27 protein-coding genes are annotated in these 25,163 nt (G+C 63.0%); 21 read left to right on the top strand and 6 right to left on the bottom strand.

Annotated features, from left to right (window positions below; all coding sequences use genetic code 11):
- The 12 genes from cysW to OCX61_RS01110 all read left to right on the top strand — a co-directional run bounded on the left by cysW (nucleotide 1) and on the right by OCX61_RS01110 (nucleotide 10,451).
- Nucleotides 1-873: a sulfate ABC transporter permease subunit CysW gene (gene cysW / locus OCX61_RS01055; protein ID WP_261942253.1), complete on the top strand. Its 873-nt coding sequence runs from the start codon at nucleotides 1-3 to the stop codon at nucleotides 871-873.
- Between the two features lie 3 nt (nucleotides 874-876).
- Nucleotides 877-1,866, top strand: a complete 990-nt coding sequence (locus OCX61_RS01060) for a sulfate/molybdate ABC transporter ATP-binding protein (protein WP_261942254.1) — start codon at nucleotides 877-879, stop codon at nucleotides 1,864-1,866.
- Between the two features lie 399 nt (nucleotides 1,867-2,265).
- Complete coding sequence (locus OCX61_RS01065) at nucleotides 2,266-3,054, top strand: energy transducer TonB (RefSeq protein WP_261942255.1); 789 nt, start codon at nucleotides 2,266-2,268, stop codon at nucleotides 3,052-3,054.
- Between the two features lie 30 nt (nucleotides 3,055-3,084).
- Nucleotides 3,085-3,804, top strand: coding sequence for a MotA/TolQ/ExbB proton channel family protein (locus tag OCX61_RS01070; protein WP_261942256.1), 720 nt, complete (start codon nucleotides 3,085-3,087; stop codon nucleotides 3,802-3,804).
- 1 nt (nucleotide 3,805) lies between these two features.
- Nucleotides 3,806-4,207, top strand: coding sequence for an ExbD/TolR family protein (locus tag OCX61_RS01075; protein WP_261942257.1), 402 nt, complete (start codon nucleotides 3,806-3,808; stop codon nucleotides 4,205-4,207).
- Between the two features lie 447 nt (nucleotides 4,208-4,654).
- The gene (locus OCX61_RS01080; RefSeq protein ID WP_261942258.1) at nucleotides 4,655-5,236 is read left to right on the top strand and encodes an alpha/beta hydrolase; all 582 of its coding nucleotides are present in this window, start codon (nucleotides 4,655-4,657) and stop codon (nucleotides 5,234-5,236) included.
- Between the two features lie 65 nt (nucleotides 5,237-5,301).
- Nucleotides 5,302-6,132: a sigma 54-interacting transcriptional regulator gene (locus tag OCX61_RS01085; RefSeq protein WP_261942259.1), complete on the top strand. Its 831-nt coding sequence runs from the start codon at nucleotides 5,302-5,304 to the stop codon at nucleotides 6,130-6,132.
- A 175-nt stretch (nucleotides 6,133-6,307) separates the two neighbouring features.
- Nucleotides 6,308-7,093: a MetQ/NlpA family ABC transporter substrate-binding protein gene (locus tag OCX61_RS01090; protein ID WP_027920911.1), complete on the top strand. Its 786-nt coding sequence runs from the start codon at nucleotides 6,308-6,310 to the stop codon at nucleotides 7,091-7,093.
- Between the two features lie 413 nt (nucleotides 7,094-7,506).
- The gene (locus tag OCX61_RS01095; RefSeq protein WP_261942260.1) at nucleotides 7,507-8,172 is read left to right on the top strand and encodes an amino acid ABC transporter permease; all 666 of its coding nucleotides are present in this window, start codon (nucleotides 7,507-7,509) and stop codon (nucleotides 8,170-8,172) included.
- Nucleotides 8,153-8,812, top strand: a complete 660-nt coding sequence (locus tag OCX61_RS01100) for an amino acid ABC transporter permease (protein WP_261942261.1) — start codon at nucleotides 8,153-8,155, stop codon at nucleotides 8,810-8,812. Before OCX61_RS01095 ends, OCX61_RS01100 begins: the two co-directional genes overlap by 20 nt.
- Nucleotides 8,809-9,582: an amino acid ABC transporter ATP-binding protein gene (locus OCX61_RS01105; RefSeq protein WP_261942262.1), complete on the top strand. Its 774-nt coding sequence runs from the start codon at nucleotides 8,809-8,811 to the stop codon at nucleotides 9,580-9,582. The genes OCX61_RS01100 and OCX61_RS01105 overlap by 4 nt, the downstream gene beginning before the upstream one ends.
- Nucleotides 9,579-10,451, top strand: a complete 873-nt coding sequence (locus OCX61_RS01110; protein ID WP_261942263.1) for a transporter substrate-binding domain-containing protein — start codon at nucleotides 9,579-9,581, stop codon at nucleotides 10,449-10,451. Before OCX61_RS01105 ends, OCX61_RS01110 begins: the two co-directional genes overlap by 4 nt.
- A 121-nt stretch (nucleotides 10,452-10,572) precedes the next feature.
- Here OCX61_RS01110 and OCX61_RS01115 read toward each other — a convergent pair whose 3' ends face one another.
- Together OCX61_RS01115 and OCX61_RS01120 are read right to left on the bottom strand one after the other, a co-directional pair.
- A complete protein-coding gene (locus OCX61_RS01115; protein ID WP_261942264.1) occupies nucleotides 10,573-11,391 on the bottom strand; it encodes an alpha/beta fold hydrolase in 819 nt (272 codons plus the stop codon).
- Between the two features lie 69 nt (nucleotides 11,392-11,460).
- Nucleotides 11,461-13,824, bottom strand: a complete 2,364-nt coding sequence (locus OCX61_RS01120; protein ID WP_261942265.1) for a penicillin acylase family protein — start codon at nucleotides 13,822-13,824, stop codon at nucleotides 11,461-11,463.
- An 87-nt stretch (nucleotides 13,825-13,911) separates the two neighbouring features.
- Here OCX61_RS01120 and OCX61_RS01125 point away from each other — a divergent pair, with 87 nt between their 5' ends.
- A complete protein-coding gene (locus OCX61_RS01125) occupies nucleotides 13,912-14,478 on the top strand; it encodes a sugar O-acetyltransferase (protein ID WP_261942266.1) in 567 nt (188 codons plus the stop codon).
- Here OCX61_RS01125 and OCX61_RS01130 read toward each other — a convergent pair.
- Nucleotides 14,457-15,026: a DUF6436 domain-containing protein gene (locus tag OCX61_RS01130; protein WP_261942267.1), complete on the bottom strand. Its 570-nt coding sequence runs from the start codon at nucleotides 15,024-15,026 to the stop codon at nucleotides 14,457-14,459. The two genes, OCX61_RS01125 and OCX61_RS01130, sit on opposite strands and share 22 nt — an antisense overlap.
- A gap of 135 nt (nucleotides 15,027-15,161) precedes the next feature.
- Between OCX61_RS01130 and bipL the strand changes: the two genes are divergently transcribed.
- Complete coding sequence (bipL, locus tag OCX61_RS01135; RefSeq protein WP_261942268.1) at nucleotides 15,162-16,088, top strand: phospholipase BipL; 927 nt, start codon at nucleotides 15,162-15,164, stop codon at nucleotides 16,086-16,088.
- On the opposite strand, the gene OCX61_RS01140 is transcribed toward bipL, so the two are convergent.
- Entirely contained in the window at nucleotides 16,089-16,841 is a 753-nt protein-coding gene (locus OCX61_RS01140) for a DUF2059 domain-containing protein (RefSeq protein ID WP_261942269.1), read from the bottom strand.
- A 113-nt stretch (nucleotides 16,842-16,954) separates the two neighbouring features.
- On the opposite strand from OCX61_RS01140, the gene OCX61_RS01145 reads away from it, so the two are divergent.
- Both OCX61_RS01145 and OCX61_RS01150 read left to right on the top strand, forming a co-directional pair.
- Nucleotides 16,955-17,587, top strand: a complete 633-nt coding sequence (locus OCX61_RS01145) for a 2OG-Fe(II) oxygenase (RefSeq protein WP_261944252.1) — start codon at nucleotides 16,955-16,957, stop codon at nucleotides 17,585-17,587.
- Nucleotides 17,574-18,077: a 2-thiouracil desulfurase family protein gene (locus OCX61_RS01150; RefSeq protein WP_261942270.1), complete on the top strand. Its 504-nt coding sequence runs from the start codon at nucleotides 17,574-17,576 to the stop codon at nucleotides 18,075-18,077. The genes OCX61_RS01145 and OCX61_RS01150 overlap by 14 nt, the downstream gene beginning before the upstream one ends.
- A 124-nt stretch (nucleotides 18,078-18,201) precedes the next feature.
- Here the strand turns inward: OCX61_RS01150 and OCX61_RS01155 are convergent, their stop codons facing one another.
- The gene (locus OCX61_RS01155; RefSeq protein ID WP_261942271.1) at nucleotides 18,202-18,690 is read right to left on the bottom strand and encodes a transporter substrate-binding domain-containing protein; all 489 of its coding nucleotides are present in this window, start codon (nucleotides 18,688-18,690) and stop codon (nucleotides 18,202-18,204) included.
- Nucleotides 18,691-18,917: 227 nt separating this feature from the next.
- On the opposite strand from OCX61_RS01155, the gene OCX61_RS01160 reads away from it, so the two are divergent.
- Nucleotides 18,918-19,394 (top strand): DUF4399 domain-containing protein, encoded by a 477-nt coding sequence (locus tag OCX61_RS01160; RefSeq protein ID WP_261942272.1) that lies wholly within the window; start codon nucleotides 18,918-18,920, stop codon nucleotides 19,392-19,394.
- 86 nt (nucleotides 19,395-19,480) lie between these two features.
- Here the strand turns inward: OCX61_RS01160 and serA are convergent, their stop codons facing one another.
- A complete protein-coding gene (gene serA, locus OCX61_RS01165; protein WP_054885495.1) occupies nucleotides 19,481-20,710 on the bottom strand; it encodes a phosphoglycerate dehydrogenase in 1,230 nt (409 codons plus the stop codon).
- A 171-nt stretch (nucleotides 20,711-20,881) separates the two neighbouring features.
- Between serA and OCX61_RS01170 the strand changes: the two genes are divergently transcribed.
- From OCX61_RS01170 to OCX61_RS01185, 4 genes are all read left to right on the top strand, one after another.
- Nucleotides 20,882-22,279, top strand: coding sequence for a D-2-hydroxyglutarate dehydrogenase (locus OCX61_RS01170; protein WP_261942273.1), 1,398 nt, complete (start codon nucleotides 20,882-20,884; stop codon nucleotides 22,277-22,279).
- Between the two features lie 24 nt (nucleotides 22,280-22,303).
- On the top strand, nucleotides 22,304-22,969 hold the full coding sequence (locus OCX61_RS01175) for a fumarylacetoacetate hydrolase family protein (RefSeq protein ID WP_085676353.1): 666 nt from the start codon (nucleotides 22,304-22,306) through the stop codon (nucleotides 22,967-22,969).
- A gap of 183 nt (nucleotides 22,970-23,152) precedes the next feature.
- Nucleotides 23,153-24,076: an SdiA-regulated domain-containing protein gene (locus OCX61_RS01180; protein ID WP_261942274.1), complete on the top strand. Its 924-nt coding sequence runs from the start codon at nucleotides 23,153-23,155 to the stop codon at nucleotides 24,074-24,076.
- Nucleotides 24,077-24,157: 81 nt separating this feature from the next.
- Nucleotides 24,158-25,060, top strand: coding sequence for an SdiA-regulated domain-containing protein (locus tag OCX61_RS01185; RefSeq protein ID WP_261942275.1), 903 nt, complete (start codon nucleotides 24,158-24,160; stop codon nucleotides 25,058-25,060).
- The last annotated feature ends 103 nt before the right edge of the window (nucleotides 25,061-25,163 follow it).

Raw genomic sequence — 25,163 nt, forward strand, 5'->3', positions numbered from 1 at the left:
ATGTCCAGTTCAACCCTGAGTGCAAGCGCTGCCGCCAATGCCGCCCGGCGTGGCAGCGCCACTTCGCGACGCGTCCTGATCGGCCTTGGCTGGCTGGTGTTCGCACTGTTCCTGCTGCTGCCGCTGGTGATCGTGGTGTCGCAGGCGCTGAAGAACGGCTTTGGCACCTTCTTCGAGGCGATCTTCGAGCCTGATGCCTTGTCGGCGCTCAAGCTCACCGTGCTTGCCGTGGTCATCTCCGTGCCGCTGAACCTGGTATTCGGTGTCAGTGCCGCCTGGTGCGTGAGCAAGTACAGCTTCCGCGGCAAGAGCATCCTGGTGACGCTGATCGACCTGCCGTTCTCGGTGTCGCCGGTGATCGCCGGCCTGGTCTACGTGCTGATGTTCGGTGCGCAAGGCCTGTTCGGCCCGTGGCTGCAGGACCATGACATCCAGATCGTGTTTGCCCTGCCGGGTATTGTCCTGGCGACCATCTTCGTCACCGTGCCGTTCGTCGCCCGTGAGCTGATCCCGCTGATGCAGGAGCAGGGCACGCAGGAGGAGGAGGCCGCGCGCCTGCTCGGCGCCAACGGCTGGCAGATGTTCTGGCATGTGACCCTGCCGAACATCAAATGGGGCCTGATCTACGGCGTGGTGCTGTGCACCGCGCGGGCCATGGGCGAGTTCGGCGCGGTGTCGGTGGTGTCGGGCCATATCCGTGGCGTGACCAACACCTTGCCGCTGCACGTGGAGATCCTCTACAACGAGTACAACCACGTCGCGGCCTTCAGCGTGGCCAGCCTGTTGCTGATCCTGGCGCTCTTCATCCTGCTGCTCAAGCAGTGGAGCGAGAACCGTATTAACCGCCTGCGCCACAGCGCCGCGGAGGAATGATTCATGTCGATCGAAGTTCGTAACGTCAGCAAGCGCTTCAACAGCTTCCAGGCCTTGAACGCCATCAACCTGGACATCAACAGCGGCGAGCTGGTGGCCTTGCTCGGCCCGTCCGGCTGCGGCAAGACCACCCTGCTGCGCATCATCGCCGGCCTGGAAACACCGGACCAGGGCAACATCGTGTTCCATGGCGAAGACGTGTCTGGCCATGACGTGCGTGATCGCAACGTCGGCTTCGTGTTCCAGCACTACGCGCTGTTCCGCCACATGAGCGTGTTCGACAACGTCGCCTTCGGCCTGCGCATGAAGCCCAAGGGCGAGCGCCCGAGCGAAAGCAAGATTGCCGAGAAGGTCCATGAACTGCTGAACATGGTGCAACTGGATTGGCTGTCCGACCGTTACCCCGAGCAGCTGTCCGGTGGCCAGCGCCAGCGTATCGCCCTGGCCCGCGCCCTGGCGGTGGAGCCCAAGGTGCTGCTGCTGGACGAGCCGTTCGGTGCGCTCGACGCCAAGGTGCGCAAGGAGCTGCGCCGCTGGCTGGCGCGGCTGCACGAGGACATCAACCTGACTTCGGTGTTCGTCACCCATGACCAGGAAGAAGCCATGGAAGTGGCCGACCGCATCGTGGTGATGAACAAGGGCGTGATCGAGCAGATCGGCTCGCCGGGCGAGGTATACGAGCATCCGGCCAACGATTTCGTCTACCACTTCCTTGGCGACTCCAACCGCCTGGCCTTGAGCGAGGGGCACCATGTGCTGTTCCGCCCGCACGAGGTGTCGTTGTCGCGGCATGAGACCGAGGGGCACCATGCGGCCGAGGTGCGCGACATTCGCCCGCTGGGCGCGACCACCCGGGTGACCTTGAAGGTGGAAGGGCAGAGCGAGTTGATCGAGGCCGAGGTGGTCAAGGACCACGACAGCCTGACCGGGCTGGCGCGTGGGGAGACGCTGTTCTTCCGGCCGAAGGTCTGGCAGAAGGTGGCGGATATCTGAGCTGCGTTGAGTGATGAAAAGCCCGGGCATGATCCCGGGCTTTTTTCTGCCTGATCAATGGCTGGGGCTGCTTTGCAGCCCTTCGTGGGCAAGTCCGCTCCCAAAGGTTTGCTGCATTCCTGAGATTGACACGGCCCCTGTGGGAGCGGGCTTGCCCGCCAACGAGGGCGCTGCCCTCGCGATTTTCAGATGCCTTTCGGGAATATTTCATATGCCCGCAAAGCATCAGCCAACCTCTCTACCGCTACACCCCACGAACCTCGCGGTCTAGAGCCGTTCCTCCTGAATATATATTCCTCAAAGATCTAACTTTAATTTTAAACATTACTTTAAGAGATAAGCGCCTGCCCCTGATGATTCAGCCACACACCTGAATCAAGAACCCCAGGAGTTTGATCAATGGGTAATGTCCAGTCGGCCGTCAGGGCCTACGACCAGCCATGGCGCCCGAGCCCGGGTGACCTGGTCGAGCTTGGACGGACACTTCGCCTGCCACTGGGCCAATTGCGCCTGCAACGCACCCCGGTCAGCGGCCTCAAGCGCCGTGACAAGCTGGCGTTGGGCCTGCTGGTGCTGGCCCTGCACGGCGCTGCTGCCTACTGGGTCAGCCAGGCCCCCACGCCCGTGCTGCCCGTGGTGCCGCCACAGATTCCGCCCATGACCATCGAGTTCGCCGCGCCCGCGCCGCCCGTCGTGCAACCGCCGCCACCTGCGCCTGCACCGCCGGTGGTCGAGCCGCCGCCCCCGGTGGTCGACGAGCTGGCCGCCAAGCCCAAACCCAAGCCCAAACCCGTGCCCAAGCCGGTGGTCAAGCAGGCGCCCAAGCCACAGCCCAAACCGGTCGAGGCGCCGCCACCTGCCCCGGTTGCTGCCCCGGCGCCCCCAGCGCCACCTGCGCCGGCCCCGGTCACGCCACCGTCAGCCAACGCCGCGTACCTGAAGAACCCGGCGCCGGAGTACCCGCAGATGGCCCAGCGCCGTGGCTGGGAAGGCACCGTGCTGCTGCGCGTCGAGGTGCTGCCCAACGGCAAGCCGGGGCAGATCCAGATCCAGAAGAGCAGCGGCCGCGATGCCCTCGACGCCGCCGCACTGGCTGCGGTCAAGCGCTGGAGCTTCGTGCCCGCCAAGCAGGGCGACGTGGCCCAGGCCGGCTGGGTGAGCGTGCCGATCGATTTCAAGCTTCGCTAACTTTTTCGCAGAACACAGGAAGACATCATCATGAGCCTGCTGGCATCCCCTCTCGAATCCGTTGAAAGTGCAGTCATCTGGCTGCTGGTCGGTTTCTCCGTCGTCACCTGGGGCCTTGCCCTGGTCAAGGTCGCGCAGTTCGTACGGCTGAAGAACCAGGACAAGCGTTTCCACCAGCAATTCTGGGCCGCATCGAGCCTCGACTCGGCGGCGGAAATCAGCCACGAACTGCCTGGCCCGGCCGCCCGAGTCGCCCAGTCCGGCTATGCCGCGATTGCTGTTGGTGATTCCCACGCCAGTGACCTGAGCCACGCCATCAACCACCAGGACCGCCTTGAGCGCGCCCTGCGCCAGCAGATCGTGCGTGAGCGCCGTTCACTGGAGACTGGCTTGGCGGTGGTCGCCAGTATCGGCAGTACCTCGCCCTTCATCGGCCTGTTCGGCACCGTATGGGGCATCATGGAAGCGCTCAAGGGCATCAGCGCGGCCGGTTCCGCCAGCCTGGAAACCGTGGCCGGGCCGATCGGCGCGGCGCTGGTCGCCACCGGTGTGGGTATCGCCGTCGCGGTGCCGGCGGTGCTGGTCTACAACTACTTCCTGCGCCGTTTGAAGCTGACCGCGGCCGACCTCGATGACTTTGCTCACGACTTCTACAGCCTGGCGCAGAAGAGTGCCTTCCGGGTGTTGGTGCACCCTGCGGTCAACAAGGCTCAGGCCGGTTTCACCCAGCCGGTGAAGGAGGCGTCCTGATATGGCCTTTTCGACCCAGGACAGCGACGAAGTCCTCAGTGAAATCAACGTCACGCCGCTGGTGGACGTCATGCTGGTGCTGTTGGTGGTGTTCATCGTCACCGCGCCGCTGCTGACCAATGCCATCCCGATCAACCTGCCCAAGACCGAGGCCGTGGCCCCGGTGGAACAGAAAGACCCGCTGGTGGTGAGCATCGACGGTGGCGGCAAGCTGTTCATCAACAAGGATGAGATCCAGCCGGACTTGCTGGAAACCAACCTTAAGGCAGCCAAGGACAAGGATGCCGACGTGCGTGTGCAGCTGCAGGCTGACGATGGTGTGAATTACGGCGAAGTGGCGCGGGCCATGGCGGCGATCGAACGCGCGGGCATCAGCAAACTGGCGGTGATCACCGCGCGTTGATAGCTGGAAGCACGCTTCAGGCAAGTGCTTATGGGCCGTATCTCTTGGCAGGGGTTGGCCCTTTTTTTTTGTTTGCCGTGACGGTTTTAGCGCCTGTGAGATCGAGCGCCGCCCGCGCGGCGCATCGCGAGCTGCGCTCGCTCCTACGTTTGTTTCGGGCCAGTAACGCCTGTGGCAGGCGCGCGCGACCGCCTTGTGGGTACGACGCAATATCGCGCCGTGCGCCAAGGCGTCCGCGCGCAAATCCCCCAGGATAAATTGGCCCGAAACAAACGTAGGAGCGAGCGCAGCTCGCGATGCGCCGCGCGGGCGGCGCTCGATCTCACAGGCGGCAAATATTTCGTGACTGACATTTAGGTTATTAATAAATAGCTTCTTATTCCTTTACGAATATAACTGCCCCCCTATACTTGTCTTCAAGCACGCAAACTTACTGGAGGCGTCCCCATGCGCAATGAGTCGATTCGTTACCTGATTGTGCCGGGCTGGCAAGGATCGCCAGACAACCATTGGCAAAGTCACTGGCAACGCACGCTGCCCAACAGCGCCCGGGTCGAGCAGCATGATTGGCTCACCCCACAGCGCCGCGACTGGGTGCAAGCGCTGGAGCAGGCGATTACCGCCGAACGCTCGCCAGTGATTCTCATCGCGCACAGCCTGGGCTGCGTCACCGTCGCCCACTGGGCCGCAGAGGCCAGCCCGGCCCTGCTGCGCCGGGTGCGTGGCGCATTGCTGGTGGCACCGGCGGATGTCGAGCGGCCCACCTGCGCGCCGGCCCTGCGCAACTTCGCGCCGATCCCGCTGCAGGCGCTGCCGTTTCCCAGCCAGGTGGTCAGCTCCGACAACGACCCGGCGGTGAGCGTGCCAAGGGCGTTGTACCTGGCCCAGGCCTGGGGCGCCGAGGCGGGCTTGCTGAGCAATGCCGGGCACATCAACGTCAAGTCTGGCCACGAGCGCTGGGAACAAGGTTTCGCTTACCTGTATCGCCTGCAAAGCCGGGTCGAACAGCGCGCATTGCGCCGCGCCTGATCGGCCCCGACCGTTTACCGTTTGCCTGACGCCCGGCCGCCCATGGCCTGGGGCGGGAGTTTGTCATGACTTTTCAAAACCCGTTCGGTCAGCCGCTGCTGACCTTCCCTGAGCTGGACAAGAGCCCCCTGAGCATCCGTGCCAAGGCGCTGGTGTTCATCGACCCGCGCTCGCAGCAGTTGCGCCAGGCCCTGGAGCAACTGGCGCCGCAACCGGTGCCGGTGCTGATCCGCGGCGAGACCGGTACCGGCAAGGAATTGCTGGCGCGGCAGATCCACCGGGCCAGCGACCGCCCCGGCCTGTTCGTCTCGGTCAACTGCGCCGCCATCAGCCCGACCTATGCCGATGCCGAGCTGTTCGGCTACAGCGCCGGCAGCCAGGGCGGCACGGCCAGCAGCCGCGCCGGCTGGTTCGGCTCGGCCAATGGCGGCACCTTGTACCTGGACGAGATCGCCGACTTGCCGTTGGCGATCCAGGGCAAGCTGCTGGCGGCTTTGGAAAACCGTGAGGTCACCCGTGTCGGCGCGCAGCAACCACAGCCTGTGGACGTGCGCCTGGTGGCTGCGACCAGCATCGACCTGGCGCGGGTGGTGAAGGCCGGGCGCTTCAACGAGCGTCTGTATCAGTACCTGCGCGAGGGCGCGCTGGAGTTGCCGCCGCTGCGTGAACGCCCGGGCGATATCCTGCCGCTGGCCGAGTATTTCGTGGGCATCTACAGCGTGCGCCTGCAGCGCCCGCTGGCGTTGATCAGCGAGGCTGCGCAGCGGGTGTTGGAAGCACATGCCTGGCCGGGTAACACCCGCGAACTGGAGAACGTGATCCACTTCGCCCTGCTGGTCAACGACGGGGACGAGTTGCTGCCGGAGGACCTCGACCTGGCCAACCCCGCGCGCTAGACGCGCTAATAAGCAAACGGGATGGTGGCAGTTTGATTTTGGAATAAGCAGCGAATTAAAAGGTATTGTTACGGAATAAAAAATCTCGGTATCGTCCGCCTCACGCCCGCCAGTGAAACGGTTGGGCACCCGACTTCGCCATCCGCGATGGCCCAGATCCAGAACAAGGAACACCATGAAGAAGACCCTGCTGACCACTGCCCTGGCCGCCGCCCTGTCGTTCGCTGGCCTGGCATCCGCCGCCGAGAAACTGGTCGTTGCCGCGACCCCGGTACCCCACGCCGAGATCCTCGAGCTGATCAAGCCGACCCTGGCCAAGGAAGGGGTGGACCTGCAGATCAAGGTCTTCACCGACTACGTTCAGCCGAACGTACAGGTTGACCAGAAGCGTCTGGACGCCAACTACTTCCAGACCCTGCCGTACCTGCAGAACTTCAACGAAGGCAAAGGTACCCACCTGGAAACCGTGGTCGGTGTGCACGTCGAGCCGTTCGGTGGCTACTCGAAGAAGGTCAAGAGCCTGAGCGAGCTCAAAGAAGGCGCCAGCGTTGCCATCCCTAACGAGGGCAGCAACAGCGGCCGCGCCCTGCTGCTGCTGCAGAAGGCAGGCCTGATCACCCTGAAAGATCCGAAGAACGCCCTGGCGACCCCGAAAGACATCGCCGAGAACCCGAAGAAGCTGAAGTTCCGCGAGCTTGAGTCGGCCATGCTGCCGCGCGTGCTGGACCAGGTCGACCTGGACATGATCAACACCAACTACGCCCTGGAAGCCGGCCTGAACCCGGCCAAGGATGCGCTGGTGATCGAGGGCAGCGACTCGCCGTACGTGAACTTCCTGGTAGCCCGTCCGGACAACAAGAACAGCGAGGCCATCCAGAAGCTGGCCAAGGCGCTGACCAGCCCTGAGGTGAAGGAATTCATCGCCAAGAAGTACCAGGGTGCGGTGCTGCCTGCGTTCTGATTGCTTGATCGGTGTATGAAAATGCCGACGCATTTGCGTCGGCATTTTTGTTTGGGGCTGGCTTCACTGGCCTCTTCGCGTCGAACCGCCTCGAAGAGGCCAGGACAGGCTTATGCCGAAGGCAGTCCACCCAAGGCCCGGCGCAGTGCCAGCAGCCACAGCAGTTGTTCGTTCGAATCAGGTGAGCAGGGGCTAGTCATCGTTATCGTCCTTGTGGGTGATTGCCTTGCTGTCTGAAGCTGTTTGAGAGGTGTGTTGCAGGAAAGTTTCGATAGCCCGGCAAGTGATATCAATATGCAATAAAGGTATTTATAAAAAGTTTTTTATACCTTTAGAGTCTACTGATCGCGCTTGGCGCATCGTTCAGACTTCTCTATGCCGTTCTCTGCAAACCGGGTGTCGAGGCAATATCCATGACCTTCGACACCGCTTTCATTCTCAGCACGTTGCCAGCGTTCTTCAAGGCCGTCGGCGTGACCCTGCAGGTCGGGCTGATCGCCATCGCCACCTCACTGCTGGTGGCGCTGCTCAATGCTGCGGTGCTGGTACTGCGTACGCCTTACCTGCGCCACCTGGTCAAAGGCTACGTGGAACTCGCACGCAACACCCCACTGCTGATCCAGCTGTTCTTCGTCTATTTCGCCTTGCCCAGCCTGGGCCTGAAGATCTCCGGCTTTGCCGCGGCAATCATCACCATGACCTTCATGGGCGGTGCCTACCTCACCGAAGTGCTGCGCGCCGGTGTCGAGGCAGTACCGCGTGCGCAACTGGAATCGGGGCGCTCCATCGGGTTGTCGGAGGGCCAGCTGCTGCGCCATGTGATCCTGCCCCAGGCCGGCATACTCAGCTTGCCGGCACTGTTCGCCAACTTCGTCTTCCTGCTCAAGGAAACCACTGTGGTCTCGGCCGTGGCGGTGCCTGAAATCCTCTACACCACCAAGAACTACATCGCCCTCTACTACAAGACCTACGAGATGCTCGCGGTGCTGACGCTGCTCTGTGTGCTGCTGTTCCTGCCGCTGTCGCTGCTGCTGCGTTACCTGGAAAGGAGGCTGCAACATGGCCAGTTCGGTCACTGAACTGCTTCTGACGTCATTGCCGCTGCTGGCCAAGGGCGCGGCGCAGACACTGGCCATCTCGGCATTGGGGATTGTCTTCGCAACGCTCGGCGGCGTGCTGTATGGCACCTTGGCGACGCTGGGCAACCGGCTGCTGAACATCGCCTTGCAGGTCTACCTGGAGTTGTTTCGCGCGATCCCGGTGCTGGTCTGGCTGTATCTGGTGTTTTTCGGCTTGCCGATCTTCTTCGCCCTGAGCATTCCCGGTTTCTGGTGCGCCGTGCTGGTGCTGGGCCTGTGGGGTGCCAGCGAGGTCGGCGAGGTGGTCCGTGGGGCGTTGCAATCACTGCCGCGCGGGCAGCGTGAGGCCGGGCTGTCGATCGGGCTTTCTACAGGCCAGCTTTACGGCTATGTGCTGCTGCCCCAGGCCCTCAAGCGCATGACGCCACCGACCATCAATATCTACACGCGGATCATCAAGACCAGTTCGCTGGCGGTGCTGATCGGCGTGGTCGAAGTGATCAAGGCCGGCCAGCAGATCATCGAGCGCACCTACGAATCGCTGCTGATCTATGCCGTGCTGTTCCTGTTCTTCTTCATCGTCTGCTATCCGCTGTCCGCCGCCTCGCGCGTGCTGGAGCGCCGCTGGGCTCACTCATGACCGCACTGATCGAATTCCAGGATTTCAACAAGTACTTCGGCGCCCACCAGGTGCTGGACAACGTCGACCTCAAGGTCCGCACCGGCGAGGTGGTGGTGATCCTTGGCCCCAGTGGCTGCGGCAAGAGCACCTTGCTGCGTTGCCTCAATGGCCTGGAAGAGGCGCACAGCGGGCACCTGCGCCTGGAGGGCGAAGAGTTGCTGAGCGCCGATACCGACTGGCGCCGGGTACGCCAGCGGGTGGGCATGGTGTTCCAGAGCTACCACCTGTTCGGCCACATGAGCGTCATGGACAACCTGTTGCTCGGCCCGCTCAAGGTGCAGAAGCGCGAACGGGCCGAAGCCCAGGCCCAGGCCGAAGCGCTGCTGGCGCGGGTGGGCCTGCTGGACAAGCGCGACGCCTACCCGCGGCAGTTGTCCGGTGGCCAGCAGCAGCGCATCGCCATTGTCCGCTCGCTGTGCATGAACCCGCAGGTGATGCTGTTCGACGAAGTCACCGCAGCGCTCGACCCGGAAATGGTCAAGGAGGTGCTGCAAGTGATCCAGGGCCTGGCCCGCGACGGCATGACCTTGCTCATCGTTACCCACGAAATGGCCTTCGCTCGCGCGGTGGCCGACCGTATCGTGTTCATGGAGGCCGGCAGGATCCTTGAACAAAGCGACCCTGAGAGCTTCTTCAGCCAACCGCGGACCGCACGCGCGCAGCAGTTCCTGGACAAATTCTCCTTTGTCGAAAGCCTGCCGAAGACAACGCAAAAGGAACTGTCATGAAAACTGCCCCGCTCACCAAACTGCTGGCGCCGTTGTTCGGCCTGGCCCTGCTGGCCGGCTGCAACAAGGCCGAGGAACCGCCCAAACCGGCAGCTGCCTCGCCGGCCACCAGCTACCTGGAAACCATCAAGGCGCGCGACAAGCTGATCGTCGGCGTGTTCACCGACAAGCCGCCGTTCGGCTTCGTCGACGCCAGCGGCCGCTACGTGGGCTTTGATACCGACATCGGCCGGCGCCTGGCCAAGGACCTGCTGGGCGATGAAAACAAGGTGGAGTTCGTTGCCGTGGAACCGGCCAGCCGTATTCCGTTCCTGCAGAGCGACAAGGTTGACCTGATTCTCGCCAACATGACCGTGACCCCGGAGCGCAAGGAGGTGGTGGACTTCACCAACCCCAACCTGCGCGTGGCCGTGCAGGCCATCGTTGCCGACGGTAGCCCGGTGCAGAAACTTGATGACCTGGCAGACAAGACCATCATCGTCACCACCGGTACCACGGCCGATATCTGGCTGAGCAAAAATCACCCGGACTGGAAACTGCTCAAGTTCGAGAAGAACAGCGAGTCGTTGCAAGCGCTGGCCAATGGCCGTGGCGATGCCTATGCCCAGGACAACCTGATCCTGTTCAGCTGGGCCAAGCAGAACCCTGGGTACCGCGTGCTGCCGCAGTTGTTGGGTGAGGAAGCACCGATCGCGCCAGCGGTGAAGAAGGGCAATACCGAATTGCGCGACTGGGTGAATGCCGAACTGGCCAAGCTGGGGGAGGAGAAGTTCCTGCTGAAGCTGTATGACCAGTATGTGCGCAAGGAGCTGAGCGATGACACCAAGCCGGAGAGCGTGATCGTCGAAGGGGGCAAGTGGCAGGGTTGAACCCGACCATTGGGGCTGCTTTGCAGCCCATCGCCGGCAAGCGCGGCTCCCACAGGTACAGCGCCGCCCTTGTGGGAGCCGCGCTTGCCGGCGATGGGCCGCAACGCGGCCCCCAGCAATCTCAGCGGTTGCGCGGCAGCCAGTTCAACAGGAACTCATTGACCACCTTGGGGTTCTCCAGGCTGGAGATATGCCCCGCAAGCGGAATCTGCGCCGCCAGGCAGCCAATGATCCGCGCCATCTCGTTGGATTCTTCAGGCGGCCGCGGAATGTCCTGGTCACCACAGACCACAATGGTCTTGTCGCCCTTCAGTTCCCCCAGCCGCCCGAGCAAGTCCGGCCGCCCGAAGATAACCCGCCCCATCGGGTCGAGGCTGGTGCGAATCAGCTCGGCACTGCTCGCCTTCAACGCCGCCCGGAAGCCGTCGCGTACCTCGGGCACGGTTTGCCCACCGGCATGGAAGAAGATCGGCACGACGATGTCCAGCAGTGGCTCCGGGAACAAGCCCGCCGCACTCGCCGCGTCCAGCAAACCGAAGTACTTCAGCCGGGTCGCCTCGGGCTCGGCACCGAGGTAGGTGTCCATCAGCACCAGGCGATCGACTCGCTCGGGGTGTTCGATGGCCAGTTGCGCACCCCACATGCCGCCGACCGACAGGCCGACCAGGTGGCACTGGGGGATGTCCAGCGCGTCCAGCAGCGCCAGATGCTGGCGGGCCAGGGCACTCATGTCGGTGGTGGTGGCGGGCGGGGCATCGGAGTCGCCATGGCCCCAGAGTTCAGGGGCGATGACGCGAAAGTGCTGTGACAGGGCATCGATCTGTGGCAGCCACATGTCTGCCGACCACAGGTAACTGTGGCCGAGCAGCACCGGGAAGCCCTGGCCCTGGTCGACATAGCTCATGCGTGCGCCGTCGATTTCGATGAAGTGTTTTTGCATTGAAAGGGTCTCGGCTGTGGGCGTTGTAGAGTATTCGAAATCGCTGGGGCTGCTTTGCAGCCCCAGCGATCATCCGCCAGGCACCAATCTCAAAGTGCTCTGCGCCGGAATCATTCCCATCTGTGCCCGCTGGTACTTACCGTCTATATACCCCTCGGCCTGATCCGAGAAGTGTCGGTCGAACGGCACGCCACTCTGCCCGACCGGGTTGCTGGTCAGTGCCTGCCCGGCATCGGCGAAATCGATCAGGCGCCGGGTTGATGGCCCATAGGTCACTGGCCACGGCGCCGGGCCAATCTTCGCCGAGAGGTTGTTCGGCACTTCATGGGTACCAGGCGCGGCGAAGGGCCCAACGTTGAACAGCAGGTTCAGCGGCTTTTTCACCCCAAGCGGGTGGTTGTGGGTCAGGGTATGGGCCTTGCCCCACTGCCAGCTGGCCGGGTCGCTGCCCAGGCTGTCGCGCAGGTGTTTCAGGCTGTTCTGCCAAGCGCTGCGCACGACGGCGGTACGGTCGGTGCGCTGGTTGCCACCGCGTGTGTTCCACCAGGGCGAATCGGCGTCGGCGGCCAGGCGTGGCAGCGCGGCATCGATGGCGCGGGTGCTGATCAGCACCGGGAACCAGGTGTCGCCCAGCTCGTCATGCAACGCGGCGTGGGCCAGTTCGTAGAGGAACTGGTTGAACAGCGTGGCGCTGGTGGAGTCCAGCGGATAGTCACCGCGCCAGGCCGCCAGCTGTTCGACCAACTCCTTCTCCTCGTCACCCTGGGCGATCTGGCGCAAGGTCGCCAGCAGGGGGGCCAAGGTGCGCGGGCCGTAATCGCTGGTCGTATCGAGTTGCAGCGCCTGGCTGTTCTGCGTGTCCCATTTCACCTCAGGGTTGGCCAGCTGGCGATCGAGCTGACGGCCGCGGTCGGCGAGGTTGTAGTAGCCGGGTATCGGCACCACGGCCGGTGGCTGGTAGTTGGCCGAGACGATATAGCCGCTGGCCGGGTTCTCCTGCTGTGGGTTGACGCTGAACGGGTAGAAGCCGGGTTTGTCGGCCTGGCTGCTGGCGCCATCGAGGATGAACGCCGGGTTCACCCCGTCGGGGCGTATCGGCAGCTTCGCCGCCGCCCACCAACCGATATCGCCACGGGCATTGGCCCAGACGAAGTTCAGGCCTGGCGCCTGCACCTTGGCAGCCGCTTCGCGCATCTTGCCCAGGGTGTCGGCACGGTTCAGCTGGTAGAACCCTTCGAGGATAGGATTCTCGGTTTCGAGGAATGCCCACCACATGGCAATCGGCGTGGTCCCGGCCGTCGCGCCGAGGACCTCGTTGACGATTGGCCCATGGGCTGAGCGGCGCAGGTTGATGGTGACCGGTTGCTCGCCTTTGACCGCAATCGTCTGCTCGGTTTTTTCCAGCGTCTGCCACTGGCCGTCGATCATCACCTGGTCAGCATTGGCAGGGTTGGTCTTTTCGGCGATGAGGTCGACGTCATCGTTCTGGAACATGGTCAGGCTCCAGCCGAAATCACGGTTGTGTCCCAGCATCGCGAACGGGTTCAGCGCCTGGAAGTAGCCGTACAGGTTGAAATCCGGGGCCGACAGCTCGGCTTCGTACCAGACCGCGGGTACCGCAAAACTGATGTGCGGGTCGCCGGCCAGCAAGGGTTTGCCGCTGCGGGTGCGGCTGCCGGAAACGGCCCAGGCATTACTGCCTTCGAACTGGGGGATGCCGGCTTCGACCAGGGCTTCGTGGCTGGCGCGGGCCATGGTTTCGAGGCTTTGCCAGTCGGCAGCGGCCAGAGGTGTGCCCAGGGCGCCCTGCGGCTGCCAGGCGAGGTCGAAAATCTTCAGGTATTGCGGGCCAAGCTGGTCGCGGATGTAGGTCAGCGCAGGTTCGGTGCGAAAGGCCGCAGCGAAGCTGTAGGCCAGGTAGCCGGCGATGCTCAGGGTGTCTTCGGCAGTGAATGGCCGTGGCGTGATGCCGATCAGGTCGAACTCCATCGGTTTGGGATGACTGGCCTGCCAGGCGTTGACGCCCTCGAGGTAGGCCTGCAGCGCTTGCCAGGCGGGCGATTGGTGGTCCTGGCGCTGGGCCATCAGGGCGGCTTGTTCACGGATACGCAGGCTGCGGAACAAGGTATCGGTGGGCAGCAGCTTGTCGCCCAGTATTTCCGCCAGTTCGCCACGGGCCAGGCGGCGCATGATCTCCATCTGGAACAGCCGGTCCTGCGCATGCACGTAGCCCAGGGCGCGGTACAGGTCTGCTTGGTTTTGCGCTTGCAGGTGGGGCACGCCACGGGTGTCGTAGCGCACGCTGACGGGCGCCTGCAGCCCGGCCATGGCCACCTCGCCCTCGCGCTGCGGCAGCTTGCCGTGCACGTACCAGTAGCCGGCGCCAGCGGCCACGGCAACCACCACGGCCAACAGAGTCAGGCTGCGCTTCATCGAAACTCCTTGTGCATTCGAGCGGAAACTGTGGTCCGATCATCGACGGATTCGCGAACAGAGCATAGCCCCCTGAAAGGAGTTTCCATGTCCCTCAGCGAAAAACAGAAAATGCTGACTGGTCAGCTCTATCACGCTGGCTGCCCCGAGCTGCAGGCCGAGCAGATCGCCAACAAGCACTGGATGCACCGTTACAACAACAGCGTCGAGCTACTCAACGAGGCGCGCAATGGCCTGCTGGCCGAGCACTTCGGCCATGTCGGCGAAGGCGCGGTGATCCGCCCGCCGTTCTTCTGCGACTACGGTTACAACATCAGCGTCGGGCGCAACACGTTCATGAACTTCAATTGCGTGATCCTCGATGTGGTGCCGGTGCGCATCGGTGATGACTGCCAGATCGGCCCCAATGTGCAGATCTACGCGGCTGACCATCCGCTCGACCCCGAGGTCCGCCGCAGCGGGCTGGAGAGCGGGCGGCCGGTGACCATTGGCAATAATGTATGGATCGGCGGTGCGGCGATCATCCTGCCGGGGGTGACCATTGGTGACAACGCCATCGTCGGTGCCGGCAGTGTGGTGACCCGTGATGTGCCAGCGGGCGCGACGGTCATGGGTAACCCGGCGCGGGTGCGTCAGCCGGCCCAGGGGCAATAGCAACCAACCGCCAGCGTATTCGAGGCGGTGACGCTTCGGCCGGCCAGCAGGGCCTTGAGGAGTGGTTCGATGAAACTGTTGCTGGCATTGCACACCGCCCCTTCGCTGTAAGGGCCGAAGTAGGCCAGGTTGCCCTGGCGGTCCCAGATGGCCACAGCAGGGGAGGCGGGCAGGTGCTCGCTGCCGGGCAGGCTGGCAATCGGTTGCAGGCTGGCGAGGTTGGCGGGCAACTGGCCGTGGCTGCCGGGCTTTTGCACGACATGGAACGACACTCCCTGGCCGGCGAACTGGGTGATCAGATCGCCGAGGTGCTGCTGGTTGCCGACGTTGCATGGGCAGGCCGGGTCCCAGAAGTGCACTACGCGGATCGGCCCAGGGCCGGCCAGCTCGGCAGGCAGGCGCAGCTGGCTGCCGTCGAACAGCGTGGCCTGGTTGTCGAACGGACGCAGGTAGCGGGACTGGAAGGTGGAGTAGGCCTGCCAGAGCACAATGGCGCAGAGCACCAATGCGAGGCCCGCCGATATCTGTTTGATGTTTCGAATCTTCATGAAGTTTCCGCGATCCCCGGCAAGGCCGCTCCTGCAACGGAATCGGTGGAGCTGTTCGAGAGCTGCTAGCTTGCCACGATGCGGCCAACAGCTGAATATCTCAGATCAATAGTCGCTTCGCCTTGGATGTACCTGATGCCCGCTGCCTTTCACCCCGATACCCTGCGTGCCAGCCTCGCGCCGCTGGCCAAGCGCCAGCCGTTGTCCCCGCAGGCGCAGGCCTATCAACGCTTTTATGGCTTGAACCTGCCGGCGCAAAGCTGGCTGGGCGGCTTCCAGGCGGCGGGTTTCGAGCTGGTCGGGCAAGCCTGGCTGCCTGAAAAGCCGGTCGCGACGTTGTTCCTGCTGCACGGCTACTACGACCACATGGGCCTTTATCGGCATGTGATCGAGTGGGCGCTGAAGCTCGGTTGCGCGGTGATCAGCTGCGACCTGCCGGGCCATGGCCTGTCCAGTGGCGAGCGCGCCAACATCAGTGACTTCGCGGTGTACCAGCAGGTGCTGGAAGCGTTGTTCGAACAGGCGCGTGGCCTTGAACTACCTCGGCCCTGGCACCTCTGCGGGCAGAGCACCGGCGGCGCCATCGCCGTGGATCACCTGCTGCACCAGGGGGCGCGCAGCCCGATCGATGGCGAGGTGATCCTGCTCGCGCCGCTGGTAAGGCCGCGCTCCTGGCGCTGGTCGAAGTTCAGCTATCGGGTGCTGCGCCACTTCGTCAACGGCATCGAGCGGCGCTTCAGCGAGAACACCAACGATCCGACGTTCCTGCCCTTCCTCGAAGCCGACCCACTGCAACCGCGGCGCTTGCCCACGGCCTGGGTCGGCGCCTTGATCGCCTGGGTAAAGCGCATCGAGGCGGCGCCGCACTGCGCGCGGCGGCCGCTTATCGTGCAGGGGGAGGCGGACGGTACGGTGGATTGGCCGCATAACCTCGAAGTGCTCAAGGCCAAATTCAGCGAGCCGCAGATCCTGATGTTGCCCGAAGCTCGCCATCACCTGGCCAACGAGCTACCGGAAATTCGCCGGCGCTACTTCGATTTCATCCAGCAGCGCCTGGGCTGATCACTTGAGGTCGGCGCTGTTCTGGCCCACCGCCAGGCCGGCACGCACGGCGGCCACGGCAGCCTGATAATAGGCCTTGCCGTCCGTCGACTCGGCGAAGGTGGCGAATGCTTCCAGCTCGTCGTCAGACAGGTCGCGGTAGACATACAGCAGGGTGTTGTTCAGGTCTTCGCCGATCTGCCCCATAAGACGCTGGCGCTGGCCGTCGAGCAGGCCCTGGGCCTGGCCGGCGCCGAACAGGCCGGGGATCATCGAGCTCAGGCTGTCGGCGGCCACCCCGGCAATCGCCAGGCTGACCTCTGCGCCGGCTTCCCGGGCTGGCAGGGCCTGGGCCAGGTGACCAATGATCAGCAGGCGGTTATCGCTGGCCTGCATTTTCGGCAGGCCCTTGGCATTCTTGGCCAGTTGGTCCTTGCGCGTGGCCAGCAGTTCGGCGGCGACGATCTTGCGCCCCAGTGGCGACTGGAAGAAGGCCAGTGCCGGGGCCGGGTTGGGCAAGGTGCTGCGCAGCTTGGCCAAGGCACGGTTGTCCATCGCCTGGGCCTGGAAGCGCTGGTTGCTGTTGTTGACCAGTGCCTGGTAAACCGCAGGCGGCAGGCTGTTGCGGTAGCGCTGCTGGGCGGCGCTCACGGCATCGGAAAAGTGGGCGCGCTGGTCGGGCCAGCCGGCGGCCTTGTACAGTTGATCGAGGCTGTCTGCCCAGACAGGCATGGTGCAGATCATCAGCAGAAGCAGGGAAAACAGACGGCGCATTCAGGACTCCTGTCGGCAGGTGGCTATTGTCCTTGCCCCGGCGCCATTTTGTCGAGCAATCCGAACGCTTCTCAGCCAAGTGGCGCTGTGCGCCGACAGGGCGAATGGATATGATGCGCGCCATGCACATCTCCCCTGAAAACCCGATGTTTGCGGCCGTCGTCGACGATCTGGCCACCCATGGCTGGTCGCAGCAGGCGCTCTTTTTGCCTGCCGACCTGGTGCGCGCGTTGGCGGCCGAATGCCGGCGCCGTGATGCCGAAGGCGAACTCAACCCGGCCGGGGTCGGGCGCGGTTATGCCCAGGAGGTGCGCGAGAGCATTCGCGGTGACCAGATCCAGTGGATCGACCCTGGCCAGGCCGAGGCCTGCGACCAGTATCTGGCGGCCATGGATCAGTTGCGTCAGGCCATCAACCAGGGCCTGTTCCTGGGCCTGGAAGACTTCGAATGCCACTTCGCCCTGTACCCACCGGGGGCGTTCTACCGCCGGCACCTGGACCGCTTCCGCGACGATGACCGACGCATGGTTTCGGCGGTGCTTTACCTCAACGAAGACTGGCAGCCGGAGGATGGCGGGCAACTGCGCATGTTCCTGGCGGATGATGTCGAGCACGATGTGCAGCCTGTGGCGGGTTGCCTGGCGATCTTCCTTTCCGGTGAGGTGCCGCACGAGGTACTGCCGGCCAGGCGCGAGCGCCTGTCGTTGACCGGCTGGTTCCGGCGCCGTGGCAATGACCCGTTCTGATCTGCCCAAGGTACTGGTGAGTGCCTGTCTGCTGGGGCAGCCGGTGCGCTATGACGGCCGGGCCAGCGGGTATCCTGACTTATTGCAGCAGTGGCAGGCCGAAGGGCGTGTAGTGCCATTGTGCCCCGAGGTGGCTGGCGGCTTGCCAACACCGCGGCCGCCGGCGGAGATCCAGGGAGGGCAGGGCGCAAAGGTGCTCGATGGCGGGATGCAGGTGCTGACGGTGACCGGTGAGGATGTCAGTGCCGAGTTCCTGACCGGGGCGCAGCAAGCACTGGCACTGGTGCGGCTTCATGGCATCCGGGTGGCGGTGCTGAAGGCGGGCAGCCCTTCGTGTGGCAACCGCTTGATCTACGACGGCACCTTCAGTGGGGTGAAGGTGCCGGGTGAAGGCGTGACCACGGCGTTGCTGCGGCGTGAGGGGGTGCAAGTGTTCAGTGAGCTGGAGCTGGGAGAGGCCCGGTTGGCGTTAGCCGACCACTTGGTTTAATCCTGTGCCGGCCTCTTCGCGGGACAAGCCCGCTCCCACAGGTTCGCCACAGACCCTGAGGCTTGTGGAGTACCTGTGGGAGCGGGCTTGTCCCGCGAAGACGCCGACACAGGCTACAAAAATCTCACTTCCCGGCGGCAGTCTCTTGCGGGCCCTTGAACCACTTCTGTTCAAGCTCGGCTGTGCGACCGCTGTCCTTCAGCCTTTGCAGAGCATTGTTCACCGCAGTCTCGAACGCCGGGTTGTCCTTCTGGAACGGGATCACCAGTTTCTTGTCGCCGAATGCCTGGCTTACATCGAATGGGCCATCAGCCTTGGGCGACTCGCTCGATGGGATCAACGAGACGTCATACTTGCCGCTTTCCACACCCGGCAGCACCTCCGCTGCCGTGGTTTCGACAAATTCGGCGCGCAGGTCCAGCTCACGGGCCAGATCCTGGCCAAATTCGATTTCAAAGCCGGTCAGGCGGTCGTCTTCCTTGAACGAGTACGGCTTGTTATCGGCCTGCACGGCAATGCGCAATTCGCCCCGGTCGGCGATTTCGTCTATCAGCTCGGCCTGAGCCAACGGAGTGATCAGTACTGCCAGCAGTACGCCTATGGTCGAACGCATGTAAAGCCCCTTTTTCTTCAGCAGATGAGTAACTTTCGCCGCGACTTTCTTCCCCGTCGCGGTCGAGCGCAGCCTATGACCTTGAAGCCTTGGCGAGGTTTAACCCTAACCGAAAAATTTATTGCTGGGGGCCACAATTACCCCGGATGCATATTTCAACTATGGTGAATCATCGCCGCCATGGGTTTTATGGCGCTGCGTTTTCAAGTGAATCACAGGAGAAGTGAATGAACAGCCTATTTTCGCGTGCTGCCGTTGCCGGTCTGCTGATGGGGGCTTCGGTTTTTGCCGGCGCCGCGGATGCCCTGAAGAGCCAGGAACCGCCCAAGGATGCCAAGGTCTTCATCGTTTCCCCGGCCAATGGCGCCACGGTCGACAAGACCTTCACCGTCAAGTTCGGCATCGAGGGCATGGAGCTCAAGCCAGCGGGTGACCAGACGCCGCATACGGGCCATCACCATTTGCTGGTGGATGTGGACAAAGCGCCAGTGGCCGACGTGCCGCTGCCGGCCAGCCTGATGCCGGCAGCCGGCACCGCGTTGCCGGCGGGGCCGCAGGTGCTGCACTTCGGCAAGGCACAGACCGAAGCGACCATCACCCTGACACCGGGCAAGCACACCCTGCAGCTGGTGCTGGGTGACCAGTACCATGTGCCGTTCAAGCCGAGCGTCCAATCGAAAAAGATCACGGTCACTGTGAAATAGGCGCAGGGCCCTTCGCGGTCAAGCCCGCTGCCACAGACAAAAAAGGGAGGCCACCAGGGCCTCCCTTTTTTCATGCCGCTGCGAACTTAGAACAGGACGCGCGAACGGATGGTGCCTTTGACCTGCTGCAGCTTTTCCTGCGCCAGGTCGGAGTACTCGGCGTCAACGTCGATTACCACGTAACCCACTTTCTCGTTGGTCTGCAGGAACTGACCGGAGATGTTGATGCCGTTCTCGGCGAAGACCTTGTTGATCTCGCTGAGCACGCCCGGGATGTTTTCGTGGATGTGCAGCAGGCGGTGCTTGCCTGGGTGCGCCGGCAGGGCAACTTCAGGGAAGTTGACCGACGATACCGAGGTACCGTTGTCGCTGTACTTGACCAGCTTCTCTGCCACTTCCAGGCCGATGTTGGCCTGGGCTTCGGCAGTGGAACCGCCGATGTGCGGGGTCAGGATCACGTTGTCCAGGCCGCGCAGCGGGCTTTCGAACTCTTCGTCGTTGGAGCGCGGCTCGACCGGGAACACGTCGATGGCGGCGCCGATCAGGTGCTTGTCCTTGATCGCAGCGGCCAGGTGGTCCAGCTCGACCACGGTGCCACGGGCGGCGTTGATCAGGATCGAGCCCTTCTTCATCGCACGGATCTCTTTCTCGCCGATCATCCACTGGGTGGACGGCAGCTCAGGCACGTGCAGCGAAACGATGTCGGCCAGGCCCAGCAGTTCGTTGAGGCTGGTGACCTGCACGGCGTTGCCCAGCGGCAGCTTGGTCAGCGGATCGTAGAAGTACACCTGCATGCCCAGGTTTTCCGCCAGGACCGACAGTTGGGTGCCGATCGAGCCGTAGCCGACGATGCCCAGCTTCTTGCCGCGGATCTCGAACGAGTTGGCCGCGCTCTTGATCCAGCCGCCACGGTGGCAGGAAGCGTTCTTCTCCGGGATGCCGCGCAGCAGCAGGATGGCTTCGGCCAGCACCAGCTCGGCCACCGAACGGGTGTTGGAGTAGGGGGCGTTGAAGACGGCGATACCACGCTCGCGGGCTGCAGCCAGGTCGACCTGGTTGGTGCCGATGCAGAAGCAGCCGACGGCGACCAGTTTCTTGGCACAGTCGAAGATTTCTTCGGTCAGTTGGGTGCGCGAGCGAATGCCGATGAAGTGGGCATCGGCGATCTTTTCCTTCAGCTCGGCATCCGGCAAGGAACCGGTGAGGTATTCGATGTTGGTGTAGCCGGCGGCCTTGAGGGTATCGACCGCGTTCTGGTGCACACCTTCAAGAAGAAGGAACCGGATCTTGCTCTTGTCGAGAGAAGTCTTGCTCATCTGCGTAAACCTGTATCCCGGAGAAAAAATGGCGAGGACTGATGCCAGGCGCTTGGGCAGCCTTAGCATGAACAGCGGGAGCGCTATGCTAGCATACGCGACACAATCTGAGCTTATCCCGACAGGTGAAGAGTGCTCAGGGTGACTATGAATAAGTCGAGAGTTCCTGCGATGACCCACCCCGCGGTAATTGATGAGCTGAAGACACTTGTCGACCCTGGCAAGGTCCTGACCGACCCCGCTTCCCTGGAGGCCTATGGCAAGGACTGGACCAAGCATTACCCGCCAGCGCCCACAGCCATCGTGTTCCCCAAGTCGGTAGCGCAGGTGCAAGCCATCGTCCGCTGGGCCAACCAGCATCAGGTGGCGCTGGTGCCGTCCGGCGGGCGTACCGGGCTGTCTGCCGGAGCCGTGGCGGCCAATGGCGAAGTCGTCGTCGCCTTCGACTACATGAACCAGATTCTTGATTTCAATGCCTTCGACCGCACCGTGGTGTGCCAGCCGGGCGTGGTCACTCGCCAACTGCAGGCCTTTGCCGAAGAGCAGGGCCTTTATTACCCGGTGGACTTCGCTTCCAGCGGCTCCAGCCAGATTGGCGGCAACATCGGCACCAATGCCGGCGGTATCAAGGTCATCCGCTACGGCATGACCCGCAACTGGGTGGCTGGCCTGAAAGTGGTCACCGGCAAGGGCGAACTGCTGGAGTTGAACAAGGGCCTGATCAAGAACGCCACCGGCTATGACCTGCGCCAGCTGTTCATCGGCGCCGAAGGCACCCTTGGCTTCGTGGTCGAAGCGACCATGCGCCTTGACCGCGCCCCGCGCAACCTCACGGCCATGGTGTTGGGCACGCCGGACTTCGACTCGATCATGCCGGTGCTGCATGCCTTTCAGGGCAAGCTCGACCTGACCGCTTTCGAGTTCTTTTCCGATAAGGGCCTGGCCAAGATCATGGCCCGTGGTGATGTGCCGGCCCCGTTCGCTACCGACTGCCCGTTCTATGCCTTGCTGGAGTTCGAGGCCAGCACCGATGAGGTGGCCAACCAGGCGTTGGCCACCTTCGAGCACTGCGTCGAGCAGGGCTGGGTGCTGGATGGGGTGATGAGCCAGAGCGAAGCCCAGCTGAAGAACCTGTGGAAGCTGCGCGAATACCTGTCCGAGACCATCTCCCACTGGACACCCTACAAGAACGACATTTCCGTGACCGTTTCCAAGGTGCCGGGGTTCCTGCGCGACATCGATGCCATCGTCAGCACCCATTACCCCGACTATGAAGTGGTCTGGTACGGCCACATCGGCGACGGCAACCTGCACCTGAACATCCTCAAGCCCGAGCACATGAGCAAGGATGACTTCTTTGCCTCATGCACCAAGGTCAACAAGTGGGTGTTCGAGATCGTCGAGCGCTACAACGGCTCGATCTCGGCCGAGCACGGCGTGGGCATGACCAAGCGCGACTACCTGGGCTACAGCCGTTCGCCAGATGAAATTGCCTGCATGAAGGCAATTAAGGCCGTCTTCGACCCTAACGGCATCATGAATCCGGGTAAGATCTTTGCTCCTGAATAAAAGCAGTAAGCAAAGGAGTCGGCCATGAGTTACCAGCACCAGTACGTAGACGGCACGCGCATTCATTTCCCGCTGGGCAAGGTGGTGTGCATCGGCCGCAACTATGCCGAACATGCCAAGGAACTGGACAACCCCATTCCTTCCGAGCCGCTGCTGTTCATCAAGCCGGGCAGTTGCGTGGTGCCGCTGGAAGGCGGGTTCAAGATCCCGACCGACCGTGGCTCGGTTCACTACGAGGCCGAAATCGCCGTGCTGCTGGGCAAGCCGCTGTCGTCCAGTGCCTCCGAGGAAGAGGTGCTGGATGCGATCTCCGGTTACGCCCCGGCGCTGGACCTGACCCTGCGCGACGTGCAGGCCAAGCTCAAGGAAAAGGGCCTGCCCTGGGAGCTGTGCAAGAGCTTTGACGGCGCTTGCGTGCTGCCACCGTTCGTTTCCGCGGCATCCTTTGAAGACGTGACCGACATTCCGGTGCGCCTGACCATCAATGGCGAAGTGCGCCAGGACGGCAACAGCGCGATGATGCTCAACCCGATCGTGCCGATCATCCAGTACATGGCGGCGCATTTCTCGCTGCAGGCGGGGGATGTGATCCTGACCGGCACCCCGGCCGGTGTCGGGCCGTTCACTGTCGGTGACGAACTGGTGCTGGAGCTGCCGGGCGTCTGCCGTTTCGAGAGCCGGGTGCTCTGAGCCGATACCGCGCTGGCCTTCTTCGCGGGTAAACCCGCTCCCACAGGAAAATCATAAGCCTCAAGCCTTGTGAGGTTGCTGTGGGAGCGGGTTTACCCGCGAAGCAGGCGACGCGGTTTACCGATTTTTCACACCTGATCCGGATAATGCGCGGATCTTCGCCCATTTCCCCAGGACTTTTGCATGCCAGCATCCACCAGCGCCCCCGCCTCCCCCAAGCGCCGCTTCTACCTGCGCTGGCCCTTCGGCCTGGCTGTTGCAGCGGTGATCGGTTACGGCGTGGCGGTTGCCATGCACTGGGATGACCGCGGCATGCTGTGGGTCAAGGAAAGCTTCGAAACCAGCGCCGAGCGCAGCGAGAGCGTGTGGCTGCCGGACTATCAGGTCGATATCGACGCCAAGGTGTTGCCGGGTATGGAAGATGACGAAGCCTCGGACGTTGCCTTCAACCCGCGTACCCGCACACTGTTCGCGGTGATGGGCAAAAACCCGTTCCTGGTCGAGCTCAGCCTCGACGGCGACGTGCTGCGCAAGATTCCACTGGTAGGCTGGAGCAACCCGGAAGGCGTCGCCGTGATGGAAGATGGCAATGTGGCGATCACCGATGAACGCCTGCACGACCTGACCGTGGTCAAGGTGGACGCACAAACTACCTCGCTGAACCACGCGGACTTCCAGAGCCACAACCTGGGCGAGTCGGTGAAGCGCAACAAGGGCTTCGAAGGCGTGGCCTGGGACCCGATGCGTCAGCGTCTGGTAATCGGCGAGGAGCGGCCGCCGAAGCTGTACACCTGGAGCAGCGACGGGCGCAGCCCGCTCAAAGGTGACAAGCAGGCACTGGCCAGCGACGAGCTCGACCTGCGCAACCTGTCGGCCCTGGGGGTAGATCCGCGCACCGGGCATCTGCTGGTGCTGTCGGCCGACTCCAACATGCTGCTGGAGCTTGACGAGCAAGGCCAACAGGTCAGCTTCATGACCTTACTGGGTGGCTTCAACGGTCTGGAGCACACCATCCCGCGTGCCGAAGGCGTTGCCATGGACGATCAGGGCAACCTGTACATGGTCAGCGAGCCGAACCTGTTCTATCGATTCAAGAAAAGCCAGTAGCACTATCAGCCCGTCCGGACATTAAGTTTCACTTCAGTCGGCCATGCTTGGATTCGCCTCCTTCATGTCGAGTCTGTCGTTATGCGTCGCTTTGTTCGTCCGCCGCTGCTCCTGGCTTTTGTCGGGCTGCTGTTCTTGGGTTTGGCTGGGCAGGAATATCGCCTGTTCGAGCGTGGCTGGTTCAACCTCAAGGCCTGGTGGCAGCCGGCTGAGCAAGGCATGGGCCTCGATCGCTACCAGGTGGTGGTGGAGGCGCAGCCGGTCGAAGGGCTGGACGACGACCTTTCGGCACTGACCTACGACCCCGACCGCAAGACGCTTTTCACCGTTACCAATGCCCGCTCGGAACTGATCGAGCTGTCGCTGGATGGTCGCATCCTGCGCCGGGTGCCGCTGTCCGGCTTCGGTGACCCAGAGGCCATCGAATATGTCGGGCCCAACAACTATGTGATTACCGATGAGCGCCAGCAGCGGCTGATTCGTGTGCGCCTGGACGATGACACGCTGTTCCTCGACGCTGCGGATGCCGAGCAGCTGAGCCTGGGCATCGGCCTCAATGGCAACAAGGGGTTCGAGGGTCTGGCCTACGACTCGGCGGGCCAGCGCCTGTTCGTGGCCAAGGAGCGCGACCCGATGCTGATCTATGAAGTACGTGGTTTCCCGCATCAGAACCCGGACCAGCCTTATGCCGTGCATGTGGTGCAGGACCGCCAGCGCGATGCGAGGTTGTTCGTGCGCGACTTGTCGAGCTTGCAGTTCGATGAGCGCAGTGGTCACCTGCTGGCGCTTTCCGATGAGTCGCGGCTGGTGCTGGAGCTGGATGTCGAGGGGAAGCCGCTGAGCACCTTGTCGCTGCGCAAGGGGTTCCAGGGGTTGAAGGCAACGGTGCCACAGGCGGAGGGGATTGCGATGGATGAGGCAGGGACCCTTTATCTGGTCAGCGAGCCGAACCTCTTTTATGTGTTCAAGCAGCAGGCAGATTGATTGCCTGTGATGGCCACTTCGCGGGTAAACCCGTTGCCACAGGGTTCTCCACAGATTGAGAGGCTTGTGGAGTCCCTGGTGGAAGCGGGTTTACCCGCGAATA

The organism is Pseudomonas sp. LRP2-20, from assembly GCF_024349685.1.
Classification (GTDB): domain Bacteria; phylum Pseudomonadota; class Gammaproteobacteria; order Pseudomonadales; family Pseudomonadaceae; genus Aquipseudomonas.